This window comes from Streptomyces sp. NPDC048604 (assembly GCF_043199435.1).
GTDB lineage: Bacteria > Actinomycetota > Actinomycetes > Streptomycetales > Streptomycetaceae > Streptomyces.
Genome location: NZ_JBICVX010000011.1, coordinates 133,994 through 154,130 on the forward strand (window position 1 = coordinate 133,994; position 20,137 = coordinate 154,130).

A 20,137-nucleotide genomic window follows, 5' to 3' on the forward strand; every position below is an offset into this window, starting at 1 on the left:
CCGGTGGTGCACTTCGTGGCCGCGTATCACGTGGGGTTTTCCCCGGGCTCTGTGTGGGGCGCCCGGGGGGTGGGGTGTCTCCCCCCCCCCCGACCCCCTTTTGCCGTTCATATGACTATTACGGCGTTCGCGTAGGCGTCGGGGCGAGGGGCAATGCTGGTCCGGAAGATCGACTCCTACACCGAAAGGCCCCGCTGGCCATGGCACAGCCCTTCGTTCTGCCGGACTTCTACGTCCCGTATCCGGCACGGCTCAACCCCCATCTGGAGCAGGCCCGCAGCCACACCAGGGAGTGGGCCCGCGCCATGGGGATGCTGGAGGGGTCCGGCATCTGGGAGGAGAGCGACCTCGAGGCGCACGACTACGCGCTGCTGTGCTCCTACACCCACCCCGACTGCGACGCGGAGGCGCTGTCCCTCGTCACGGACTGGTACGTCTGGGTGTTCTTCTTCGACGACCACTTCCTGGAGATCTTCAAGCGCACCCCGGACCGGCCCGGCAGCAAGGCCTATCTGGACCGGCTGCCGCTGTTCATGCCCATGGACCCGGCCGCCGGAATGCCCGAGCCGACGAACCCGGTGGAGGCCGGCCTCGCCGACCTGTGGCGGCGCACGGTCCCGGCGATGTCGGAGTCCTGGCGGGAGCGCTTCGCCGAGGCCACCGAGGCCCTGCTCCACGAGTCCCTCTGGGAGCTCGACAACATCGACGAGGGCCGGATCGCCAACCCCGTCGAGTACATCGAGATGCGCCGCAAGGTCGGCGGCGCCCCCTGGTCGGCCGGCCTGGTGGAGTACGCGGCGGGCGCCGAGGTGCCCGCCGAGGTCGCCCTCTCCCGGCCGCTGCGGGTGCTGCGGGACGCCTTCTCCGACGCGGTGCACCTGCGCAACGACCTGTTCTCGTACCAGCGCGAGGTCGAGGACGAGGGCGAGAACAGCAACGGCGTCCTGGTGCTGGAGAAGTTCCTCGGCTGCTCCACCCAGGAGGCCGCCGAGGCGGTCAACGACCTGCTCACCTCGCGGCTCCAGCAGTTCGAGAACACCGCGCTGACCGAGGTCCCCGCGCTCTGCCTGGAGAAGGGGCTCTCCCCCGAGGACTGCGCGGCGGTCGCCGCGTACGCGAAGGGGCTGCAGGACTGGCAGTCCGGCGGCCACGAGTGGCACATGCGCTCCAGCCGCTACATGAACGAGGGCCTGGACACCGGGCCTTCGCGGTTCGACGGCGTGCTCGGCACCTCCGCGCTCGACATCCGCACGCTGTTCGGCCGCCCGGCGGCCGCCCGGCTCCGCGCGCACACCCACGTCCCGCACCAGCACGTCGGAGCCTCGCTGCTGCCGGAGTTCGACCTGCCGTACCCGCTGACGCTGAGCCCGCACCACCAGGAGGCGAAGCGGCTGTCCGTGGACTGGGCGGAGCGGTTCGGGCTGCTCGACGACCTCTGGGACCGGGAGATGTGCGAGGGCTTCGACTTCGCGCTGTGCTCGGCCGGGCTCGACCCGGACGCCACGCTGGAGGAGTTGGAGCTCAGCGCCGAGTGGCTGACCTGGGGCACGTACGGGGACGACTACTACCCGGCGGTGTTCGGCCGGGCGATGAACCTGGCGGGCGGCAAGGAGTTCACCGAACGGCTCAAGTCCTGCATGCCGTTGGAGGATCCGGCGGCCGGACTCGCGCTCGCCGTCGCCCCGTTGGAGCGCTCCCTGGCCGACCTGTGGGCGCGCACCGCGGGCCCGATGAGCGCCTGGGGCCGGACTCAGCTGCGCACCGCCCTCGTCGCGATGCTCGACAGCTGGATGTGGGAGCTGCACAACATGGCGCAGCACCGGGTGCCCGACCCGGTGGACTACGTCGAGATGCGCCGCACCACCTTCGGCTCCGAGCTGACGATGCTGCTGAGCCGGCTGCGGCACGCGGACGAGCTGCCCGAGGAGCTGTACCGCACGGGCACCGTACGCGCCCTGGAGAACTCCGTCGCCGACTACGGGACGCTCATCAACGACCTGTTCTCGTACCAGAAGGAGATCGAGGTCGAGGGCGAGGTGCACAACGGGGTCCTCGTGCTGCAGAAGTTCTTCGACTGCGACTACCCGACGGGGGTGTCGATGGTCGACGACCTGATGCGCGGCCGGCTGCGCCAGTACGAGCACCTGAAGAAGCGCGAAGTGCCCATGCTCTACGAGGACTTCGGCCTGGACTCCAAGGGCCGGGCGGCCTTCGAGGCCTATTTGCGGGAGCTGGAGGACTGGCTGGCCGGTGTCCTCAACTGGCACCGGTCCGTGCGCCGTTACGGAGCGGAGGACTTCCGGACGGGCAGCGGGACGCCGCTGCTCCGCCAGGGTCCGACGGGCATCGGCACGTCGGCCGCGCGGTTCGCCTCGCTGGTCGCCTCGCAGGGATGACGCGGAAGGCCGCCCCCGGGGAGCCGGGGGCGGCCTTCGTCGCTCAAAGGTCAGCCGCGGCCGCGGAGCTGGTCGAGCTCGCGGCGTTCCCGCTTGGTGGGGCGGCCCGCACCGCGGTCGCGCACGGCGGCGAGCGCCACGTGCTCGCGCGGGGGCGGCGGCGGGCTGTTGTCGACGTACGCCTCGGCGGCCACCGGCGGGCCGACCCGCTTGGTGAGCAGCTGCTTCACCTCGACGATCCGCTCCCGGCCGGCGTGGAAGAGCCGTACCTCGTCGCCCGGCTTGACCGGCTGGGCCGGCTTGGCGCGGTCGCCGTTCACCTTGACGTGCCCGGCCCGGCAGGCCGCGGCGGCCTGGGAGCGGGTCTTGGTCAGACGGACCGCCCAGATCCAGCTGTCGACGCGTGCGCTCATCGGCCCCCGCCCTCCCGTCAGCCCGCCTGGAACAGCTCGGCCGGCAGCGGCTTCAGCAGCGCGTACAGGTCGTCCGTGATCGGACGGTCCCAACTCGCGATGGTGACAAGGACGTTGTCGCTGCGGTCGAACTGCACGCAGGAGATCCGGCTCTCGGAGAGCTTCAGCCGGCGCACGATCAGCAGGTTGTCGCCCTGCATCACCGGCATGTCCTCGGTGTCCAGAACCTCGACCGGCTCGTCGTTCTCGAGCGCCGCCAGCAGCTGCGCGACCTCGAAGGGGATCTGTCCGTCGGCCAGCTCACGGGCCGGGGAGCCCTCGGGCAGATTGCCGATGATCATCGCGGGGCCGCGGCCGCCGAACAGGTCGTAGCGCAGGAACACGCCCTGGCAGGAGCCGTCGGGGGCGGGCAGCAGACCGGCGCCGAGGTTGCCGGGCCAGTCCCCCGGGTCCATGGCCAGGACGTCGAAGTCCGGGCCCGCGGGTGTGGCGGCGCTACGGCGGCGGAGGAAGGACATAGGGCCATGGTACGTGTCCCCCGCCGCTCCGCGACGCGCCGGGGCCGGGGGCGCCGCGCCCCCGGCGACACTCTCGGCCGGGCGCGCCGCAGCCGCTCCGAGGCGATCACGGATCGTTAAATTGACGCACGCTCCGTCAACACGGTGCCGACCGGCTCCGTCAAACGGTGCCGACCGATCAGCTGTCCGATCCTTCGACGGGATGAGCCCACGCGTGACGTTCCTCCGGTCCCGGGCCGCCGCCCGGGTCACCCGCGCGGTCGCGGCGCTCGCCGCCTGCGCCGCCGCCCTGACCGCGCTGCCCGACGCCCCCGCGGCGCGGGCCGCCCCCTCCCCCGGCTTCTCCGCGGGGCCGGCCCGCGCGGCGCTGTGGCGGCTGCTGCCCCGGCATGCGGCGCAGTTCGCGCTGGAGCCGGTCGCCCGCCCGGCGTCCGGTGACTGGTTCGCCGTCTCCGGGGGCGCCGGGCGGGTGCACGTGCGGGGCACCAGCCCGGCCGTGCTGCTCAGCGGCGTGAACTGGTACCTCAAGCACTCCGCCGGCGTCGAGCTGGGCTGGCCCGGCAGCAGCGCCGCCGCGCTGCCCGCCGTGCTGCCCGCGCCCAAGGAGCCGGTGCGGCGGGCCGCCTCGGTGCCGCACCGGTTCGCGCTCAACGACACCGACGACGGCTACTCGGGCGCGTACCGGGACTGGGCCGCGTTCGAGCGGCAGATCGACCTGCTGGCCCTGAACGGCGTGAACGAGGTGTTCGTGCAGATGGGCGCGGAGGCGGCGTACCACTCCGCGCTGCGCGAGTTCGGTTACTCCCGGGCCGAGCTGCGGGCCTGGATCCCCGGACCGGCGCACCAGCCGTGGTGGCTGATGCAGAACATGTCCGGCTTCGGCGGTCCGCTGACCGAGCGGCTGGTCGCGAAGCGGGCGGCGCTGGGGCGGCGGATCGTGGCGCGGCTGCGGCTGCTGGGGATGACGCCGGTGCTGCCCGGGTACATCGGAACGGTGCCTCCGGGCTTCGCCGGCCGCGGTCCGGGCGCCCGTGTGGTGCCGCAGGGGAACTGGATCGGCTTCGCGCGACCGGACTGGCTGGACCCGCGCAGCCCTGCGTTCCCGAAGGTCGCCGCGGCGTTCTACCGGCATCAGGCGCGGCTGCTCGGCACGTCCACGATGTACAAGATGGATCTGCTGCACGAGGGCGGCACCGCGGGCGACGTGCCCGTGCCGGAGGCCGCCCGCGCCGTGATGGACGCCCTGCAGACGGCCCGGCCCGGTGCGACATGGGTGCTGCTCGGCTGGCAGCGCAATCCGCGGACCGAGGTCCTGGACGCGGTGGACAAGTCCCGGCTCCTCGTGGTGGACAGCCTGTCCGACCGGTACGACGGGCTCGACCGCGAGACGGCCTGGCACGGCGTGCCGTACGCCTTCGGCACCATCCCGAACTTCGGCGGGCACACCGCCCTCGGCGCGAACACCGCCGTGTGGACGCGCCGTTTCGACGCCTGGCGGACCGAGCCCGGCAGCATGCTGCGCGGCATCGCCTACCTGCCCGAGGCGACCGGCCGCGACCCGCTCGCCTTCGCGCTGTTCACCGAACTCGCCTGGCGCACCGGGCCGATCGACCAGGCCGCCTGGTTCGCCGGGTACGCGGCCCGGCGGTACGGCGCGCCCGACCCGCATGCCGCACGTGCCTGGGAGTGGCTGCGGCGCGGCCCGTACAGCACCCGGCCCGGGCGCTGGAGCGAGCCGCACGACGGCCTGTTCGCGGCGCGGCCGAGCCTGACCGTCCGGTCGGCCGCGTCCTGGAGCCCGAAGGAGCTCCGCTACGACCCGGCCACCGTGCGGCAGGCGCTGGCGGAGCTGTTGCGGGTCGCCCCCGCGCTGCGGCGCACGGACGCGTACCGCTACGACCTGGTGGACGTGGCCCGGCAGGCGCTGGCGAACCGGAGCCGGACGCTGCTGCCGGAGCTCAGGGCCGCGTACGAGGCGGGGGACGCGGCCGCGTTCCGCGAGCGCGCGGCGGAGTGGCGCGGTCATCTCGCGCTGCTCGACGAACTGCTCGCCACGGACCGGCGGTTCCTGCTCGGCCCCTGGCTGGAGCAGGCGCGTTCCTGGGGGCGGACGGACGCCGAGCGGGCGGCCCTGGAGTTCGACGCCCGGTCGATCCTGACCACCTGGGGTCCGCGGGCGGGCAGCGAGGCCGGGCTGCACGACTACGCGAACCGCGAGTGGTCGGGCCTGGTGGCGGACTTCTACGCACCGCGCTGGGAGCTTTACCTGGACGGCCTGGAGGAGTCCCTGGCCACCGGCCGGCCGGCCGCGCCGGTCGACTGGTTCGCCTGGGAGAACGCCTGGAACCTGAAGCGGGACGCCCACCGGCTCCAGCCGGTCGGCGATCCGGCGGTAATGGCCACGCGGGTCCGCGACGCGCTGGCGGGAACCGCGTGACACGGCCCGGCCGGTACGGGGGGCTCCCAGTACCGGCCGGGCCGTCTCTACAACTCCCCCGGCCTCAGGTCAGATCGAACTCGCCGTCCCGGGCGTTGAGCACGAACGCCCGCCACTCCGCGGGAGTGAAGATCAGCGAGGGGGCCTCGGGGCGGCCGCCGTTGCGCATCGCGATGAAGCCCTCCACGAAGGCGATCTGCACATCGCCCGCCCCGTGGCTGCCCGAGCGCCAGTCGGCGTTGCTCAGGTCGAGTTCGGGCTTCTCCCAGCCGGTGAAGGTGTGCTGGGCAAAGGCCTGCTGGGCAGTGGTGCTCTCGGCCACGTCCGTGCTCCTCCCGCGTCCCACAACGTCGTCCGGGCCTCAGGGTAGCGACCGGCACCGGGTGTCGACAGACCTCAGGAGCCGGGCCGTTCGGACCCCACCAGCCACATGGAGAAGAACTGCGCGCCGCCTCCGTACGCGTGGCCCAGCGCCCGCCGTGCGCCCGGCACCTGGTGCTCGCCGGCCTGCCCGCGGACCTGCAGCGCCGCCTCCGCGAAGCGGATCATGCCGGACGCGCCGATCGGGTTGGTGGACAGCACCCCGCCGGACGGGTTGACCGGCAGGTCGCCGTCGAGTTCGGTGACCCCGGCCTCGGTGAGCTTCCAGCCCTCGCCCTCCTCGGCGAAGCCCAGGTTCTCCAGCCACATCGGCTCGTACCAGGAGAACGGCACGTACATCTCGACGGCGTCGATCTGCCGGCGCGGGTCGGTGATCCCGGCCTGCCGGTAGACGTCGGCGGCGCAGTCCTTGCCGGCCTGCGGGGAGACGAAGTCCTTGCCGGCGAACAGCGTCGGCTCGCTGCGCATCGCGCCGCCGTGCACCCAGGCCGGCGGCCGGGGCGAACGGGCCGCGCCCGCACGGTCGGTGAGGATCATCGCGCAGGCGCCGTCGGAGGAGGGGCAGGTCTCGGAGTACCGGATGGGGTCCCAGAGCATCGGGGACGCCTGGACCTTCTCCAGGGTGACGTCGTGCTCGTGGAGGTGCGCGTACGGGTTCTTCAGCGCGTTGCGGCGGTCCTTGTAGGCGACGAGCGAGCCGACGGTGTCGGGCGCGCCGGTGCGCCGCATGTACGCGCGGACGTGCGGGGCGAAGAAGCCGCCGGCGCCGGCGAGCAGCGGCTGCTGGAAGGGGACGGGCAGGGACAGTCCCCACATGGCGTTGGACTCGGACTGCTTCTCGAAGGCGAGGGTGAGGACGGTGCCGTGGACCCGGGCGGCCACGAGGTTGGCGGCGACGAGGGCGGTGGAGCCGCCGACCGAGCCGGCCGTGTGCACGCGGAGCATGGGCTTGCCGACCGCGCCGAGGGCGTCGGCGAGGTACAGCTCCGGCATCATGACGCCCTCGAAGAAGTCCGGGGCTTTGCCGATGACGACGGCGTCGACGTCCGCCCAGGTCAACTCGGCGTCGTCCAGGGCCCTTTGGGCGGCCTCGCGGACGAGTCCGGCGATGGACACGTCGTGGCGGGCGGCGACGTGCTTGGTCTGGCCGATCCCGACGACGGCCACCGGTTCCTTACCGGACATGCGGCTCTCCTTCCAGGACGGCCACCAGGTTCTGCTGCAGGCAGGGGCCGGAGGTGGCGTGGGCGAGGGCCCGGTCGGACTCCCCGCGGTGGATGCCGGCGGCGGCCTCGCCGAGCCGGATCAGCCCGGCGGCCATGACGGGGTTGGCGGCGAGCGCGCCGCCGGAGGGGTTGATGCGGACGGTGTCGTCGAGCCGCAGCGCCTTGCGGAGCACCACCTCCTGGGACGTGAAGGGGGCGTGCAGTTCGGCGGTGTCCACGGGCGGTCCGTCGAACAGGCCGGCGCGTTCGGCGGCGAGGCGGGTGGACGGCGAGTCGGTGAGGTCGCGGACGCCGAGCGAGTGGGCCTCGATGCGGTGGTCCAGGCCCCGGATCCAGGCGGGCCGTTCGCACAGGTCGCGGGCCCGGTCGCCGGCGGCGAGGATCACGGCGGCCGCGCCGTCGCCGATGGGCGGGCAGTCGCCGCGGTGCAGCGGCCCGACGAGACGCTCGCCCTGCGGGCGGGCGCCGCGGACCTGGGCGTGCGGGTTGCCGGCGGCCGCGTCGCGGCTGCGGGCGGCGATGCCGGCGAGGGCGGGTTCGTCGGTCTCGCCGGCGTCGATGAGCGCCTGGGCCTGGAGGGCGGCGAGGGCGACGGAGTCGGGCCAGAGCGGGGCGACGTAGTACGGGTCGAGCTGGCGGGTGAGGACGTCGCGCACGGCGCCGGGCGAGGACTTGCCGTAGGAGTAGACGAGCGCGGTGTCGGCCTCGCCGGTGAGCAGCTTCACCCAGGCCTCGTACAGCGCCCAGGCGCCGTCCGTCTCGACGTGGGACTCGGAGATCGGCGGCCAGGCGCCGACGCCGTCGAGGGCCATGGTGAAGGAGAAGGCTCGGCCGGCGAGGTAGTCGGAGGAGCCGGAGCAGGTGAAGCCGATGTCGGAGGTCTGCAGGCCGGTCCGGCGCAGCACGTCGTGCAGGACGGGCATCAGCAGCTCGACCTCGGAGAGGTCGTCGCTGCGGCGCAGGCAGTCGCTCTGGGCGAAGGCGACGATCGCGACGTCCCGGCTCGGGTCTCGGCTCACAGCAGCTCCTTGTACGTGTCGTAGTCGGCGTCCGGTTCGCCGGTGGGTCGGTAGTGGTCGGGGTAGCGGCCGTCCTCGCTCCACACGGGCTCGACCCGCAGCCCCATCCGGACCTGGTCGTAAGGGATGCCACCGATCCGGCCGTGCAGGGCGAGGCCGGCGCCGTCGAGGGCGATGTGGGCGTAGACGTAGGGGACCTCGATGTCGAGGTTCTTCGCCTTGATGTTGACGATGCAGAAGGTGGTGACGGTGCCGCGGGGGCCGACCTCGACCGGCTCGGTGGTGGCGACGCCGCAGGTGGGGCAGGCGCCCCGGGGCGGCACGTACACCTTGGCGCAGGAGGGGCAGCGCTCGCCGACGGTGCGGCGCTCGGCGAGGGCGTGCAGATAGGCGGTCTGCGCGCGGCCGGGGCTGTACGTGTAGTCGAGGCGGGCGGCGGCGACGATGCCGGTGACGGGCTCGTCGAACCGCCCGTCGTGCGCCCGGGGTGCGGGCACGCTGCCGGCGGCGCCCTCGTCGTCGTGGGCCTCGAAGCAGGCGATGTCGGTGATCGCGCCGGTGCGTTCGGCGGCCCACCGGATGCGTACGCGCATGCCGGTGCGGACGTGCTCCGGGCCGGGCGCGTCGAGGGCGTGCAGCAGCGCGGTGTCCGCTCCGTCGAGCCGTACGAGCGCCCAGGCGAAGGGGGTGTCGAGGGGCTGGCCCGGGCGGGGCTCGGGGTTCCAGGCCCAGGTGGTGACGGTGCCGGTGGGCTCGACCTCGACGAGTTCGCGCAGTTCGGCGGCGGTGACGGGGTCGTACTCGACGGGCGGCACGAGCACCTGGTCCCCTTCGGTGCGCACCCCGAGCACGGTCCGCTCGCGCAGCCCGGTGAGGAACGCGGCCTGAACCGGCCCGAGGGACCGGGTGAAGGGGAACTCGACGACGAGGGGGGCGCGGAGGGGGGCGGGAGTGGTGGTCATGGGGCTCCTTGTCGGGGGCGGCTGGGCATGGGAGGGGGTCCGGATCAGCCGGGTCACTCCCGCCGGTACACCGGCGGCCGCTTCTCCGCGAACGCCCGCGCGCCCTCCTTCGCGTCCGCCGTGTCGAAGATCGGCCAGCCGCGCTTCAACTCCGCGGCCAGGCCCTCCGTCTCCGTCATCTCCGCCGTCTCGTAGACGGACGCCTTGACCGCCTCCACCGCCAGCGGCCCGCACGCGTTGATGAGCTCCGCGAGTTCCAGCGCGCGGTCCAGGGCGGTGCCGTCGGGGACGACCTGGCCGACGAGGCCGATCCGGGCGGCCTCCTCCGCCGTGTACGGGCGGCCCGTCAGCAGCATCTCCAGCGCGTGCGTGCGCGGGATCTGCCGGGGCAGCCGCACCGTCGAGCCGCCGATCGGGAACAGTCCCCGCCGCACCTCGAACAGACCGAACGTGGCGGACGCGCCGGCCACCCGGATGTCGGTGCCCTGGAGGATCTCGGTGCCGCCGGCCACGCAGTACCCCTCCACCGCCGCGATCACCGGCTTGCGGGGCCGATGGTGCCGGAGCATCGCCTTCCAGTGCAGATCGGGGTCGGCTTTCAGCCGCTCGCGGTACCCGTCCCCCGCCATGCCCTGGCCGGCCAGCGCCTTCAGGTCCATCCCGGCGCAGAAGTCGCCGCCCGCGCCGGTGAGCACGACGGAGCGGACGCCGTCGTCCGCGTCGGCCTCGAGCCAGCCGTCGTAGAGGCCGACGAGCAGCGGCAACGAGAGCGCGTTCTTGGCCTCGGGCCTGTTGAGCGTGAGGATCAGCGTGGCGCCTTCGCGCCGTACGGATAGGTGCTCGGTCCCGGTCATGGGCGTCTCCCGTCTCCAGTTCTGGAACAGGTTGCAGTAGCTCGGGGCCCAGTTCAATAGTTTCCTGACACCCAGTCAGATTCTTCTGCGCGACCCCTTCCGCCTTCCGCGCTTCGGCGCTCTAATGACCGCCACGTCCGTACGGGACGTACGGGCCCAGCGGCCGGCGACGTCAGGAGGACGAACGGTGGAGTACAACCTTGCCGACCTGTTCGAGTCGGTCGTCGACGTGGTCCCGGACCGCGAGGCGCTCGTGTACGTGGACCACCCCGGAAGCGGCGCGGAGAGCCGGCTCACGTACGCCGAACTCGACACGGCGGCCAACCGTCTGGCCCACCACCTGATCGACTCCGGGCTCCGCCCCGGCGAACACCTCGGCCTGCACCTCTACAACGGCATCGAGTACCTGCAGACCGTTCTGGCCTGCCTCAAGGCCCGGCTGGTGCCGGTCAACGTGAACTACCGGTACGTCGAGGAGGAGCTGGTCTACCTCTACCGGGACGCCGACCTCGCCGCGCTGGTCTTCGACGCGGAGTTCACCGCCCGGGTCGCCGCCGCCCTGCCGCAGACGGAGAAGCTGCGGCACCTCGTCCGGGTGGGGACCCCGGACGACGGCGCGCCCGCGCCCGACTGCGTTCCGTTCACCGAGGCCGAGGCGGCCGGTTCGCCGGAGCGCGGCTTCCCGGCCCGCTCCGCGGGCGATCTGTTCATCATCTACACCGGCGGCACCACGGGTATGCCCAAGGGCGTGATGTGGCGGCAGGAGGACCTGTTCTTCGCCGGCCTGTTCGGCGGCGAGCCGACCGGCGAGCCGGTGAAGCGGCCGGAGGAACTGGCCGAGCGGGTCGCCGCCCGCGGCGCGGGTCTGACCTTCTTCCCCGCGCCCCCGCTGATGCACGGCACGTCCACGCTCACCGCGTTCATCGCCTTCAACTACGGGCAGCGGGTGGCGATCCACCGCAAGTACGTGCCCGAGGAAGTGCTGCGCACCATCGAGAAGGAGAAGGTCACCAGCATCTCGCTGGTCGGCGACGCGATGCTGCGGCCGCTGATCGACGCGCTGCGCGGCCCGCTCGCCGGAACGGACCTGTCGTCGCTGTTCAGCATCTCCTCGTCCGGCGCGATCATGTCGGAGACCGTCCGCGCCGAGCTGCACGCCCTGGTCCCGAACGCGCTGATCCTCAACAACTTCGGTTCGTCCGAATCCGGTTCGAACGGCAAGGCCACGGACGACTCCGGCCCGGCGACCGGCTTCCGCCTGGAGGTCAACGAGCGGACGAAGGTCGTGGACCCGGTCACGTACGAGGAGATGCCGGTCGGCGAGCCGGGCCGGCTCGCCCAGCGCGGCCACGTGCCGCTCGGCTACTACAACGACGCGAGGAAGACGGCCGAGACCTTCTTCCAGAAGGACGGGGAGCGCTGGGTGCTGCTCGGCGACATGGCCACCGTCGACGACCAGGGCATCGTGACCGTGCTCGGCCGCGGCTCGCAGTGCATCAACACCGGCGGCGAGAAGGTCTATCCGGAGGAGGTCGAGCAGGCGCTCAAGTCCCATCCGGACGTGTACGACGCTCTGGTCGCCGGGGTCCCGGACCCGAAGTGGGGCCACCATGTGGCGGCCGTGGTCCAGCTGCGCGAGGGCGCGCCAAGCCTGGACCTGGACACGGTCCAGGAGCACTGCCGGACCCGGCTCGCCGGGTACAAGATCCCACGGCAGCTGGTCCTCGCCGACCGGATCCAGCGCTCGCCCAGCGGCAAGGCGGACTACCGCTGGGCCCGGTCGGTGGCCACCGAGGCGGACGGCTCGCCAAGCCCCTCCTAGATCCCGAACTCCCGGAGGGCCGCCAGGAATTCGTCCGGGCGATCCTGGTGGATCAGGTGTCCGCACTCGATGGTGACGAGCCGGCTGTCCGGGATGCTCCCGGCGAGCAGGGCGACCCGGTCCTGCGGGATGTGGCTGTCCTCGCCGCCCGCGACGACGAGGGTCGGCGCCTTGACGGAGCCGAGGCCCTCGCGCCAGGCCGGGTCGGGGTCGTTCTTCTGCGCGTCGGTCGCCGTGACGACCGCCCAGTCGAGCGGAAGCTCGCCGTCCGGGCGCTCCGCGGGGGCGTACGGCGTGTCCGGCGGGACGAGGACCGGGGCGTCCTCGATGACCAGCCGGCCGATCAGCTCCGGCTCGGCGGAGGCGAGCAGGTACGCGGCCACCCCGCCCATGGAGTGGGCGACGACGTCGGCGCCGGCGAGGCCGAGTCCGGTGAGGAAGCCGCGCAGCTGGTCGCGGTAGACGTCGAAGCCGTACCGCCCGGTGTGGTCGCTCAGCCCGTGGCCGGCGAGGTCCACGGCGTACACGCGGCGGTCGGCGGCCAGCTCCCGCGCGATCGTCGCCCATTGTGCGGCGCTGCCGCCCCGGCCGTGCACGAGGACGACCGGGCGGGCGGCCTCGTCGCCCCAGGTCCGGTACGCGAGCCGGACGCCCTCGACGGTGAGGGTGCGCACGGCGGGGTCGAGGAAGGCGGCGACCGGCCGGCGGAAGTCGCCGGCGTCGTCGACCCAGGGGAAGTGCCCGGCGCCGGGCTGCACGACGAGTTCGGCGTGCGGGAAGAGCTCCGCGGCCTCGGCGGCGCGGGCGGGCGTCGGCCCGCCGTCGTACGCGCCCGCGAGGACGAGGACGGGCGCGGTGACGGCGGCGAGGGCCGCCCGCGTGGTCTCCGGGCGGAACGCGCCGTCCGCGTAGAAGGCCTCCGCGGCCTCCCAGTTGAAGCGCCCCGCGGCGTCGTGGGCCCGGGCGGCGTCGTTCCACCGCCCGTACGCCAGCGGGGCCGCGGCCGCGTAGGCGTCCGCGCGGGTGGACTCGGGACCGAGCGCGTCGAGGGCGGCACGGGTCTCGGCGTACCAGGGTTGGTCGCCGAAGACCGCGGTGGCCTCGTCCCACTCCTCGTCGCCGACGGTGATCCCGACCGCCCGGAGTCCGGGGGTGACCAGGACCAGGGAGGAGATCCGCCCGGGGTGGGCGGCGGCGTAGAGGGTGGCGAGGTTTCCGCCCGCGGAGTGGGCCAGCAGGTCCATCCGCTCCAGTCCGAGGTGGACGCGGAGCGCCTCGACGTCGGCGACCTGCCGGTCGCAGCGGTAGGTGGACGGGTCGGCGGGCTCGGCGCTGTCGCCGGTCCCGCGCGGGTGGAGCACGATCAGGGTGCGGTGGGCGGCCAGGCCGCCGAGGTCGCCGAGGTAGTCGGCGTGTCGCATGGGGCCGCCGGGCAGACAGACGAGGGGGTCCCCCTCCCCTTGCGTGCGGTAGGCGAGCTCGGTTCCGTCGTACGTGGTGAACTGCGGCATGGCGCGATCCTCATCGCCGCCCGGGGACCCCGCAAGGGAATTGAGCGGCGGGGCGGGGCCGCGCAGCTGCCGCGATACGGTGGACGTCCTGCTCCGACCGCTAAGGAACCGCCCGACCGTGCCCCAGTCCCCCGACTCGTCCGCCCTGCGCGGCGACTGCGCCTCCTGCTTCGGCCTGTGCTGTGTCGCCCTGCCCTTCGCGAAGTCCGCGGACTTCGCGATGAACAAGCCGTCGGGCGAGCCGTGCCGCAACCTCCGGGACGACTTCCGCTGCGGGATCCACGAGAAGCTGCGGCCGAGCGGCTTCTCCGGCTGCACGGTCTACGACTGCTTCGGCGCCGGCCAGCAGGTCTCGCAGGTGACGTTCGGCGGGGTGTCCTGGCGTGAGGCGCCGCAGACGGCCCGGCAGATGTACGAGGTGTTCCCGGTGATGCGCCAGCTGCACGAGCTGCTGCGCTATCTCACCGAGGCCCTGGAACGGGAGGCCGCCCGCTCCGTGCACCGTGAGCTGCGCGGCGCGCTGGCCCGTGTGGAGGAGCTGACGGCGGGCGCCGCGGACGACCTGGAGCGGCTGGACGTCGCCGCCGTGCGCGCCGAGGTGAACCCGCTGCTCCTGAAGACCAGCGCGCTGGTCCGGGCGCGGGCGGGCGGCAAGCCGAAGAGCCGCCGCGGGGCGGACCTGCTCGGGGCCCGGCTGCGCGGGGCGAAACTGCGCGGCGCGGATTTCCGCGGGGCGCTGCTGATCGCCGCGGACCTGTCGGGCGCCGACCTGTCGCTGTCGGACATGATCGGCGCGGACCTGCGGGACGCCGACCTGTCGGGCGCGGATCTGACCGGTGCGCTGTTCCTGACCCAGCCCCAGCTGAACGCGGCCCGCGGCGACGCCGCCACGAAGATCCCGGCCGGCCTGGAGCGGCCCGCGCACTGGGCGGCGTAGAGGGCCTCCCCCAAGGAAATGGGGTCGCCTCGCCGACCATGATTCAGGTTGGCTTGGCGGCATGACCGAACTGCGTACCGACCGCCTCAGGCTCCGCCGATGGCGGGACTCCGACCTCGAACCGTGGGCGGCGATGAACGCCGATCCCGAGGTCCGGGAGCACTTGGGCGACTTGCTCACGCGTGAGCAGAGCGATGCCTCGGTGGCACGCTTCCGGAGCGAATTCGACGAGCGGGGCTACGGATGGTGGGCCGTCGAAGTACTGGCCACGCGCGAGTTCATCGGCTTCGCCGGCCTGGACCCGGTAGATGACGGTATGCCGTTCACGGGTGTGGAGGTCGGCTGGCGTCTCGCCCGCTCGGCCTGGGGCCACGGCTATGCCACCGAGGCTGCCCTGGCCGGCCTGGCCTTCGGCTTCGAAACCCTCGGACTTCCCGAAATCCTTGCGGTGACGACGGCCACCAACCTGCGTTCCCAAGCGGTGATGCGCCGGATCGGGATGATCCGTGACCCCGCCGACGACTTCGACGACCCCAACGTGCCCGATGGGCCGCTGCGTCGGAATGTCCTCTACCGGATCTCCGCCGGATACGGCTGGTAATTGCAGCAACCCGGTGCGTGTGCAACGGGCTTGACGAAGCATCAACTTACCCGTCGTTCAGGTCACGATTACATCACGACATCGACCATGCGGCCTCGATCACCGTCGACCTCGGACGCCAACTCATCTTGTTTTCATGCAAGTTGACACTCCATCAAATCATGCAGATTCGGTGAGCACGCACCCCTCAAGTAGCCGTTCCCGATTGCCCGGATTCTTCGCGTCTTTGTTCTGGCAAACTTTCGCTCCGTTTCCCGATCAAGGAAGAGGTGCGGCATGGCCGGACGACGAAGACTCAGAAAGCCCCAACGCCCCCGAGCTCGCAGGCTGATACTCGCCACGGCCGCCATCGTGGCTCTGGCGGTCGTGGGTAGCGTCGCGCACGAGCTGACACAGGTTGCGGACGGAAACATTCCGCAGCCGCTCGCCCAGCAGGCGCCGGCCTCCGTCACGGAGCCGGCGAAGGGGCCGGAGCGGGAGAAGGCGCCCGAGCCGCTCGACGAGGTTCCCAAGGGCGAGCCGAAGCGCGGCCTCGTGTACAAGGGGCTGGAAGCCGCGCCGGAGGGCGACCGGTGCGCGGGCGTGTACCGCACGTCGGACGGTCTCTGCACGCACGGCCCCGACGTCGCGCCCAAGGGCGTCGACATCACGAAGGACACCCCGCCCGCCGTCAGGACCACGGTCAAGGCCGAGGAACCTGCCGAGGCAGGGTCCGGTCAATCGTCCGGCGGTCACGGGAGGCCCGCCGGGCAGCAGTCCGGAATCGCGCAGCCTGCGCTCGACGCCACCGCCAGGATCCCCGCCCAGGCACCTTCCGCCGGTGCCCGGACCAAGGCACCACAGCAGGCGGCCGCCGGACCGGCCGGGCAGACTGTCCAGTGCGACACCGACGGCAGCAGCGGCAACCGGGTCCAGGTCGTGTACGTGCACGCCCCCGGCAAGGACCGGTACGCGGAGTACTTCGCGTCGTTCCGCAAATGGGCCGCCGACGCCGACCTCATCTACTCCGAGAGCGCCAAGGACACCGGCGGCGTCCGGCACATCCGCTACGTCACGGCCGCCGATTGCACGCCGACCGTGCTCAACATCGAACTCCCGGCCTCCGCGCTCGCGGAGTTCAGCGCCACCAACCGCGCACTGGCCGCCAAGGGGCTCGACCGCCGCGACCGCAAGTACATGATCTTCGCGGACACCCAGGTCTACTGCGGCATCGGCACCTTCAACGGGGACGAGCGCCCGGGCCAGAGCAACCTGTCCAACTTCGGTCCCTCCTACGGTCGCACGGACACGGGCTGCTGGGGCGGCCACACCGCCGCGCATGAACTCGGCCACAACCTGGGCGCGGTGAACAACAGCGCCCCCAACACCAGCCGCGGGGCGCACTGCACGGACGAGTTCGACGTGATGTGCTACTCGGACAGCCCGTACTACCCCCGGATGCGCAACGTGTGCACGGGCGGCGACTACGAGAACCGGCTGGACTGCAATCACGACGACTACTTCCACACCAGCCCCCGGCCGGGCAGCTATCTGGCCACCCACTGGAACATCGCCGACAACCAGTTCCTCATGCGCAGCGGGGGCGGCACGACGCCGAACCCCCGGCCGACGCCGACCCCGACCCCCACACCGACACCGACACCGACCACCGGTGGGGGTACCGGGCCCGCCGTCACCGTCGGACAGCTCGCCGCGGACTCCGCCGTCGCCCACTGGCAGCCGGTGACGGGCGCGGTCTGGTACCAGGTGTACCTAGACAGCCGGCCGATCGGCTGGGTGCAGACGCCCAACGCCCGCCTCTACAGCCTCAAGCCCGCCACGTCCTACACCGTCGCCGTCTCGGTCCGTGACGCGTCCGGGCGGGACAGCGGCCCCGGCAGGGCGACGTCGTTCCGGACCCCGGACAGCGGTGACGGCGGCGGCACGACGCCCACGCCGGGCACCCGCCAGCTGCTTCTCAACGGCGCGACGGGTACGGCCGCGGAGATCTGGGGCGGCCGCAGCGCGGACAACACCGTCCTCGTCGGCTCGCCGCGCAACGGATACGCCCAGCAGCAGTGGTACATCGACGCCACGGGCAACGGGTACAGCCGTATCCGCTCGGCCGTGTCCGGCAAGTGCCTGCAGGCGGGCGGCGCCGCGAGCGCCGGCATGTGGGTGGCGCAGCAGCCCTGCCGCGACACGGCCGCCCAACGATGGCGTGTGACCGGCAGCGGCGGCCGGGTGACCGTGGCCGCAGGCGACACCCGCTATGTCCTCGGCGTCAGCGACCGTCCCTACTACGGTTCCTGGCTCATCGAGCTGCAGTACGCCGCAGGGACGCCGGCCCAGGTGTGGACGGTCCAGAAGACCGGCTCCTGAATCCGGTGAACGCGACGGTCGGCGGGCCCTCGCCCGCCGGCCGTCCCCCCTGCCTCTGCCTGCCTCCCACCCCCTGGAGCACCTCGCCATGCGCCACACGCTCTGCTCGGCCGTCGTCACCGCCCTGGCCGGGGCGGTCCTGTCCCTGAATGCCTTCTCCGGTACCGCCCATGCCCATGGCGGCGCCCTGGACGTGGAGATCACCGGTCACGACTTCGGACGGGTACGGACCACCGTCGTCTGGGACGACGACAACGACCCGGTCGACGGCCGGCTCGCCGCGACGGTGAACGCGGTCAGTGCCGACGGACGGACCGTCGGGCCCTGGAAACTGGTGCGCGCCGGGGCGAATGCCATCGGCTGGACCACGGCCGAGGCGCTGCCGCCCGGACGCTGGAAGATCACCGTGGAGGCGGGCTACCCGGCGCTCGGCCGGGACCAGGAGGAGCTCACGGTCTCCCCCGGTACTCCGGCGTCGCCATCGGTCTTCACGCCGACGCCCGGCACCCCGACGGCCACCATGCCGAAGGCCGCCCTGCCGACCACCGCGCCCGAGAGTACTGCTCCCGATGCCCGGCCCGAAGCCGACACCGGCACCAAGCTCTGGCCCTGGGCGACCGCCGCCGTCGCCGCTCTCGTGGCCGCGACCGGAACCGCGGCCGTCCTGCGCGCGCGACGCCGGCGTACCGCGCGCCGGTAGCCGAGTGATCCCCCAGCGGCCGCCGTGCTGGAGCAGCCGGGAGAACTCGTGGGCCGGTCGGCCCGGCGGCGAATCCGCGCAGGCCCCTTGCCAGGACGGGGGAATCTTGGATTACTGGTTTCCGACAGCAACGACCGAATGATCGGTCGTCCGCTTTGGGGTGGACGGGAGCGCGGCGCATGACGGAACTGCTGGACGAGGGCGAGCGGCTGGACCGGGAGCGGCTGGAGGCCCTCCAGCTGGAGCGGCTGCGGGCGACCCTGCGACACGCCTACGAGAACGTCGCCTTCTACCGGCAGTCCTTCGACGCGGCCGGGCTGCGCCCCGAGGACTGCCGCACCCTGGCCGACCTCGCCCGCTTCCCGTTCACCGCCAAGACCGATCTGCGCGACCATTACCCCTTCGGCATGTTCGCGGTAGACCAGTCCGAGGTGCGCCGGATCCACGCGTCCAGCGGCACCACCGGCCGCCCCACCGTCGTCGGCTACACCGAGCGCGACCTCGACACCTGGGCGGACGTGGTGGCCCGGTCCATCCGCGCGGCCGGCGGCCGGCCCGGCCACAAGATCCATGTGGCGTACGGCTACGGCCTGTTCACCGGCGGGCTCGGCGCGCACTACGGCGCGGAGCGGCTGGGCTGCACGGTCATCCCGGCCTCGGGCGGCATGACGGCGCGTCAGGTCCAGCTGATCCAGGACTTCCGGCCCGAGGTCATCATGGTGACCCCCTCGTACATGCTGACACTGCTCGACGAGTTCGAGCGGCAGGGCGTCGATCCGCGCGGCACCTCGCTGAAGGTGGGCATCTTCGGGGCCGAGCCGTGGACGGAGGAGATGCGCCGGGAGATCGAGGAGCGGTTCGCGATCGACGCGGTGGACATATACGGGCTCTCGGAGGTGATGGGCCCCGGGGTGGCGCAGGAGTGCGTGGAGACCAAGGACGGTCTGCACGTGTGGGAGGACCACTTCTACCCCGAGATCGTCGACCCGTTCACCGGCGAGGTGCTGCCGGACGGCGAGGAGGGCGAGCTGGTGTTCACCTCGCTGACCAAGGAGGCCATGCCGGTGATCCGGTACCGCACCCGGGACCTGACCCGGCTGCTGCCCGGCACGGCGCGGGTGTTCCGGCGGATGGAGAAGGTCACCGGGCGCAGCGACGACATGGTGATCCTGCGCGGGGTGAACCTGTTCCCCACGCAGATCGAGGAGATCGTGCTGCGCACGCCGGGCGTCGCCCCGCACTTCCAGCTGAAGCTGACCCGCGAGGGCCGGCTCGACGCGCTGACGGTACGGGCCGAGGCGCGTACGGGCGCGACGCCCGAGCAGCGCGCGGAGGCGGAGCGGGCGATCGCGGCGGCGGTGAAGGACGGGATCGGGGTGTCGGTGGCGGTGGAGGTCGTCGCGCCGGAGACGCTGGAGCGCTCGGTCGGCAAGATCAAGCGGATCGTGGACCTGCGGGACGGGAGCTGAGGACCCTCCGGTCCGGGACCGGCCCGGTCACTCCCGGTCACACCCGCATCACGTGCCGAGGAACGCCGTGGCTCTGGGCCCGCTCGACCTGTGGGCGGGCGGGCCGCTGCGTAGCCTGGAGACAGGAGGTGGTTTTCATGCTGGCGGAGGCACCCATCGCGGCAATCATCCCGGTCAACGACCTCGCCCGGGCGAAGCGCTTCTACACGGAGACGCTCGGTCTCGCCCTCACGCGGGAGACGCCCGAGGACACCAGGCTCGAGTCCGGTGGAACGGTGATAGGTCTGTACGAGACGCCCTACGGCGGCCAGGCCGCACACACCCTGGCGAGCTGGAAGGTCGCCGACCTCGACGCGGAGATGAAGGACCTGCGGTCCAAGGGCGTGGAGTTCGAGGAGTACGACCTTCCCGGCCTGAAGACGGTCGACGGCGTCGTCGAGACGGAGACCCTGCGCGGCGCCTGGTTCAAGGACAGCGAGGGCAACATCCTCTGCTTGACCGAGGAGCGCTCCGGCTGACGGGCGCGCGGC

The 20,137-nt window shown here is 72.5% G+C and carries 17 protein-coding genes; 9 read left to right on the plus strand and 8 right to left on the minus strand.

The window, feature by feature from the left end:
- The first annotated feature begins 200 nt into the window (after window positions 1-200).
- Window positions 201-2,396: a germacradienol/geosmin synthase gene (locus ACGFMM_RS22975; RefSeq protein ID WP_393648275.1), complete on the plus strand. Its 2,196-nt coding sequence runs from the start codon at window positions 201-203 to the stop codon at window positions 2,394-2,396.
- 50 nt (window positions 2,397-2,446) lie between these two features.
- Here the strand turns inward: ACGFMM_RS22975 and ACGFMM_RS22980 are convergent, their stop codons facing one another.
- Complete coding sequence (locus ACGFMM_RS22980; RefSeq protein ID WP_393648276.1) at window positions 2,447-2,809, minus strand: RNA-binding S4 domain-containing protein; 363 nt, start codon at window positions 2,807-2,809, stop codon at window positions 2,447-2,449.
- 17 nt (window positions 2,810-2,826) lie between these two features.
- Window positions 2,827-3,327 (minus strand): hypothetical protein, encoded by a 501-nt coding sequence (locus ACGFMM_RS22985; RefSeq protein WP_393648277.1) that lies wholly within the window; start codon window positions 3,325-3,327, stop codon window positions 2,827-2,829.
- A gap of 214 nt (window positions 3,328-3,541) precedes the next feature.
- Between ACGFMM_RS22985 and ACGFMM_RS22990 the strand changes: the two genes are divergently transcribed.
- Entirely contained in the window at window positions 3,542-5,764 is a 2,223-nt protein-coding gene (locus tag ACGFMM_RS22990; protein ID WP_393648278.1) for an alpha-N-acetylglucosaminidase, read from the plus strand.
- 64 nt (window positions 5,765-5,828) lie between these two features.
- Here ACGFMM_RS22990 and ACGFMM_RS22995 read toward each other — a convergent pair whose 3' ends face one another.
- The 5 genes from ACGFMM_RS22995 to ACGFMM_RS23015 form a co-directional block, all read right to left on the minus strand.
- Complete coding sequence (locus ACGFMM_RS22995) at window positions 5,829-6,086, minus strand: DUF397 domain-containing protein (protein ID WP_393648279.1); 258 nt, start codon at window positions 6,084-6,086, stop codon at window positions 5,829-5,831.
- A gap of 74 nt (window positions 6,087-6,160) precedes the next feature.
- Window positions 6,161-7,330 carry a thiolase domain-containing protein gene (locus ACGFMM_RS23000; RefSeq protein ID WP_393648280.1) on the minus strand — a complete coding sequence of 390 codons (1,170 nt, stop codon included), beginning with the start codon at window positions 7,328-7,330 and terminating at the stop codon, window positions 6,161-6,163.
- On the minus strand, window positions 7,320-8,390 hold the full coding sequence (locus ACGFMM_RS23005) for a thiolase domain-containing protein (RefSeq protein WP_393648281.1): 1,071 nt from the start codon (window positions 8,388-8,390) through the stop codon (window positions 7,320-7,322). The genes ACGFMM_RS23000 and ACGFMM_RS23005 overlap by 11 nt, the downstream gene beginning before the upstream one ends.
- The gene (locus tag ACGFMM_RS23010; protein ID WP_393648282.1) at window positions 8,387-9,352 is read right to left on the minus strand and encodes a Zn-ribbon domain-containing OB-fold protein; all 966 of its coding nucleotides are present in this window, start codon (window positions 9,350-9,352) and stop codon (window positions 8,387-8,389) included. Before ACGFMM_RS23010 ends, ACGFMM_RS23005 begins: the two co-directional genes overlap by 4 nt.
- A 53-nt stretch (window positions 9,353-9,405) precedes the next feature.
- The gene (locus ACGFMM_RS23015; RefSeq protein ID WP_393648283.1) at window positions 9,406-10,206 is read right to left on the minus strand and encodes a crotonase/enoyl-CoA hydratase family protein; all 801 of its coding nucleotides are present in this window, start codon (window positions 10,204-10,206) and stop codon (window positions 9,406-9,408) included.
- 187 nt (window positions 10,207-10,393) lie between these two features.
- Between ACGFMM_RS23015 and ACGFMM_RS23020 the strand changes: the two genes are divergently transcribed.
- Window positions 10,394-12,028 carry an acyl-CoA synthetase gene (locus tag ACGFMM_RS23020; RefSeq protein WP_393648284.1) on the plus strand — a complete coding sequence of 545 codons (1,635 nt, stop codon included), beginning with the start codon at window positions 10,394-10,396 and terminating at the stop codon, window positions 12,026-12,028.
- Here the strand turns inward: ACGFMM_RS23020 and ACGFMM_RS23025 are convergent.
- Complete coding sequence (locus ACGFMM_RS23025; protein ID WP_393648285.1) at window positions 12,025-13,539, minus strand: alpha/beta fold hydrolase; 1,515 nt, start codon at window positions 13,537-13,539, stop codon at window positions 12,025-12,027. The genes ACGFMM_RS23020 and ACGFMM_RS23025 overlap by 4 nt on opposite strands.
- On the opposite strand from ACGFMM_RS23025, the gene ACGFMM_RS23030 reads away from it, so the two are divergent.
- The 6 genes from ACGFMM_RS23030 (at window position 13,538) to ACGFMM_RS23055 (ending at window position 20,125) form a co-directional block, all read left to right on the plus strand.
- Window positions 13,538-14,476: a pentapeptide repeat-containing protein gene (locus ACGFMM_RS23030; protein ID WP_393648286.1), complete on the plus strand. Its 939-nt coding sequence runs from the start codon at window positions 13,538-13,540 to the stop codon at window positions 14,474-14,476. The genes ACGFMM_RS23025 and ACGFMM_RS23030 overlap by 2 nt on opposite strands.
- A gap of 61 nt (window positions 14,477-14,537) precedes the next feature.
- Window positions 14,538-15,077: a GNAT family N-acetyltransferase gene (locus tag ACGFMM_RS23035; protein WP_393648287.1), complete on the plus strand. Its 540-nt coding sequence runs from the start codon at window positions 14,538-14,540 to the stop codon at window positions 15,075-15,077.
- Window positions 15,078-15,443: 366 nt separating this feature from the next.
- Window positions 15,444-17,438: an RICIN domain-containing protein gene (locus ACGFMM_RS23040; protein ID WP_393648288.1), complete on the plus strand. Its 1,995-nt coding sequence runs from the start codon at window positions 15,444-15,446 to the stop codon at window positions 17,436-17,438.
- 88 nt (window positions 17,439-17,526) lie between these two features.
- Window positions 17,527-18,138 (plus strand): hypothetical protein, encoded by a 612-nt coding sequence (locus ACGFMM_RS23045; protein ID WP_393648289.1) that lies wholly within the window; start codon window positions 17,527-17,529, stop codon window positions 18,136-18,138.
- Between the two features lie 179 nt (window positions 18,139-18,317).
- On the plus strand, window positions 18,318-19,607 hold the full coding sequence (gene paaK, locus ACGFMM_RS23050; RefSeq protein WP_393648290.1) for a phenylacetate--CoA ligase PaaK: 1,290 nt from the start codon (window positions 18,318-18,320) through the stop codon (window positions 19,605-19,607).
- A gap of 137 nt (window positions 19,608-19,744) precedes the next feature.
- The gene (locus tag ACGFMM_RS23055) at window positions 19,745-20,125 is read left to right on the plus strand and encodes a VOC family protein (protein WP_393648291.1); all 381 of its coding nucleotides are present in this window, start codon (window positions 19,745-19,747) and stop codon (window positions 20,123-20,125) included.
- Window positions 20,126-20,137: the final 12 nt, after the last annotated feature.

Excerpts from the sequence above, each read along its gene's own strand:
- ACGFMM_RS22975 (WP_393648275.1), top strand. The coding sequence starts at position 201 with ATGGCACAGCCCTTCGTTCTGCCGGACTTCTACGTCCCGTATCCGGCA.
- ACGFMM_RS22980 (WP_393648276.1), bottom strand. The coding sequence starts at position 2,809 with ATGAGCGCACGCGTCGACAGCTGGATCTGGGCGGTCCGTCTGACCAAG.
- ACGFMM_RS22985 (WP_393648277.1), bottom strand. The coding sequence starts at position 3,327 with ATGTCCTTCCTCCGCCGCCGTAGCGCCGCCACACCCGCGGGCCCGGAC.
- ACGFMM_RS23000 (WP_393648280.1), bottom strand. The coding sequence starts at position 7,330 with ATGTCCGGTAAGGAACCGGTGGCCGTCGTCGGGATCGGCCAGACCAAG.
- ACGFMM_RS23010 (WP_393648282.1), bottom strand. The coding sequence starts at position 9,352 with ATGACCACCACTCCCGCCCCCCTCCGCGCCCCCCTCGTCGTCGAGTTC.
- ACGFMM_RS23015 (WP_393648283.1), bottom strand. The coding sequence starts at position 10,206 with ATGACCGGGACCGAGCACCTATCCGTACGGCGCGAAGGCGCCACGCTG.
- ACGFMM_RS23030 (WP_393648286.1), top strand. The coding sequence starts at position 13,538 with ATGGCGCGATCCTCATCGCCGCCCGGGGACCCCGCAAGGGAATTGAGC.
- ACGFMM_RS23025 (WP_393648285.1), bottom strand. The coding sequence starts at position 13,539 with ATGCCGCAGTTCACCACGTACGACGGAACCGAGCTCGCCTACCGCACG.
- ACGFMM_RS23035 (WP_393648287.1), top strand. The coding sequence starts at position 14,538 with ATGACCGAACTGCGTACCGACCGCCTCAGGCTCCGCCGATGGCGGGAC.
- ACGFMM_RS23045 (WP_393648289.1), top strand. The coding sequence starts at position 17,527 with ATGCGCCACACGCTCTGCTCGGCCGTCGTCACCGCCCTGGCCGGGGCG.
- paaK (WP_393648290.1), top strand. The coding sequence starts at position 18,318 with ATGACGGAACTGCTGGACGAGGGCGAGCGGCTGGACCGGGAGCGGCTG.
- ACGFMM_RS23055 (WP_393648291.1), top strand. The coding sequence starts at position 19,745 with ATGCTGGCGGAGGCACCCATCGCGGCAATCATCCCGGTCAACGACCTC.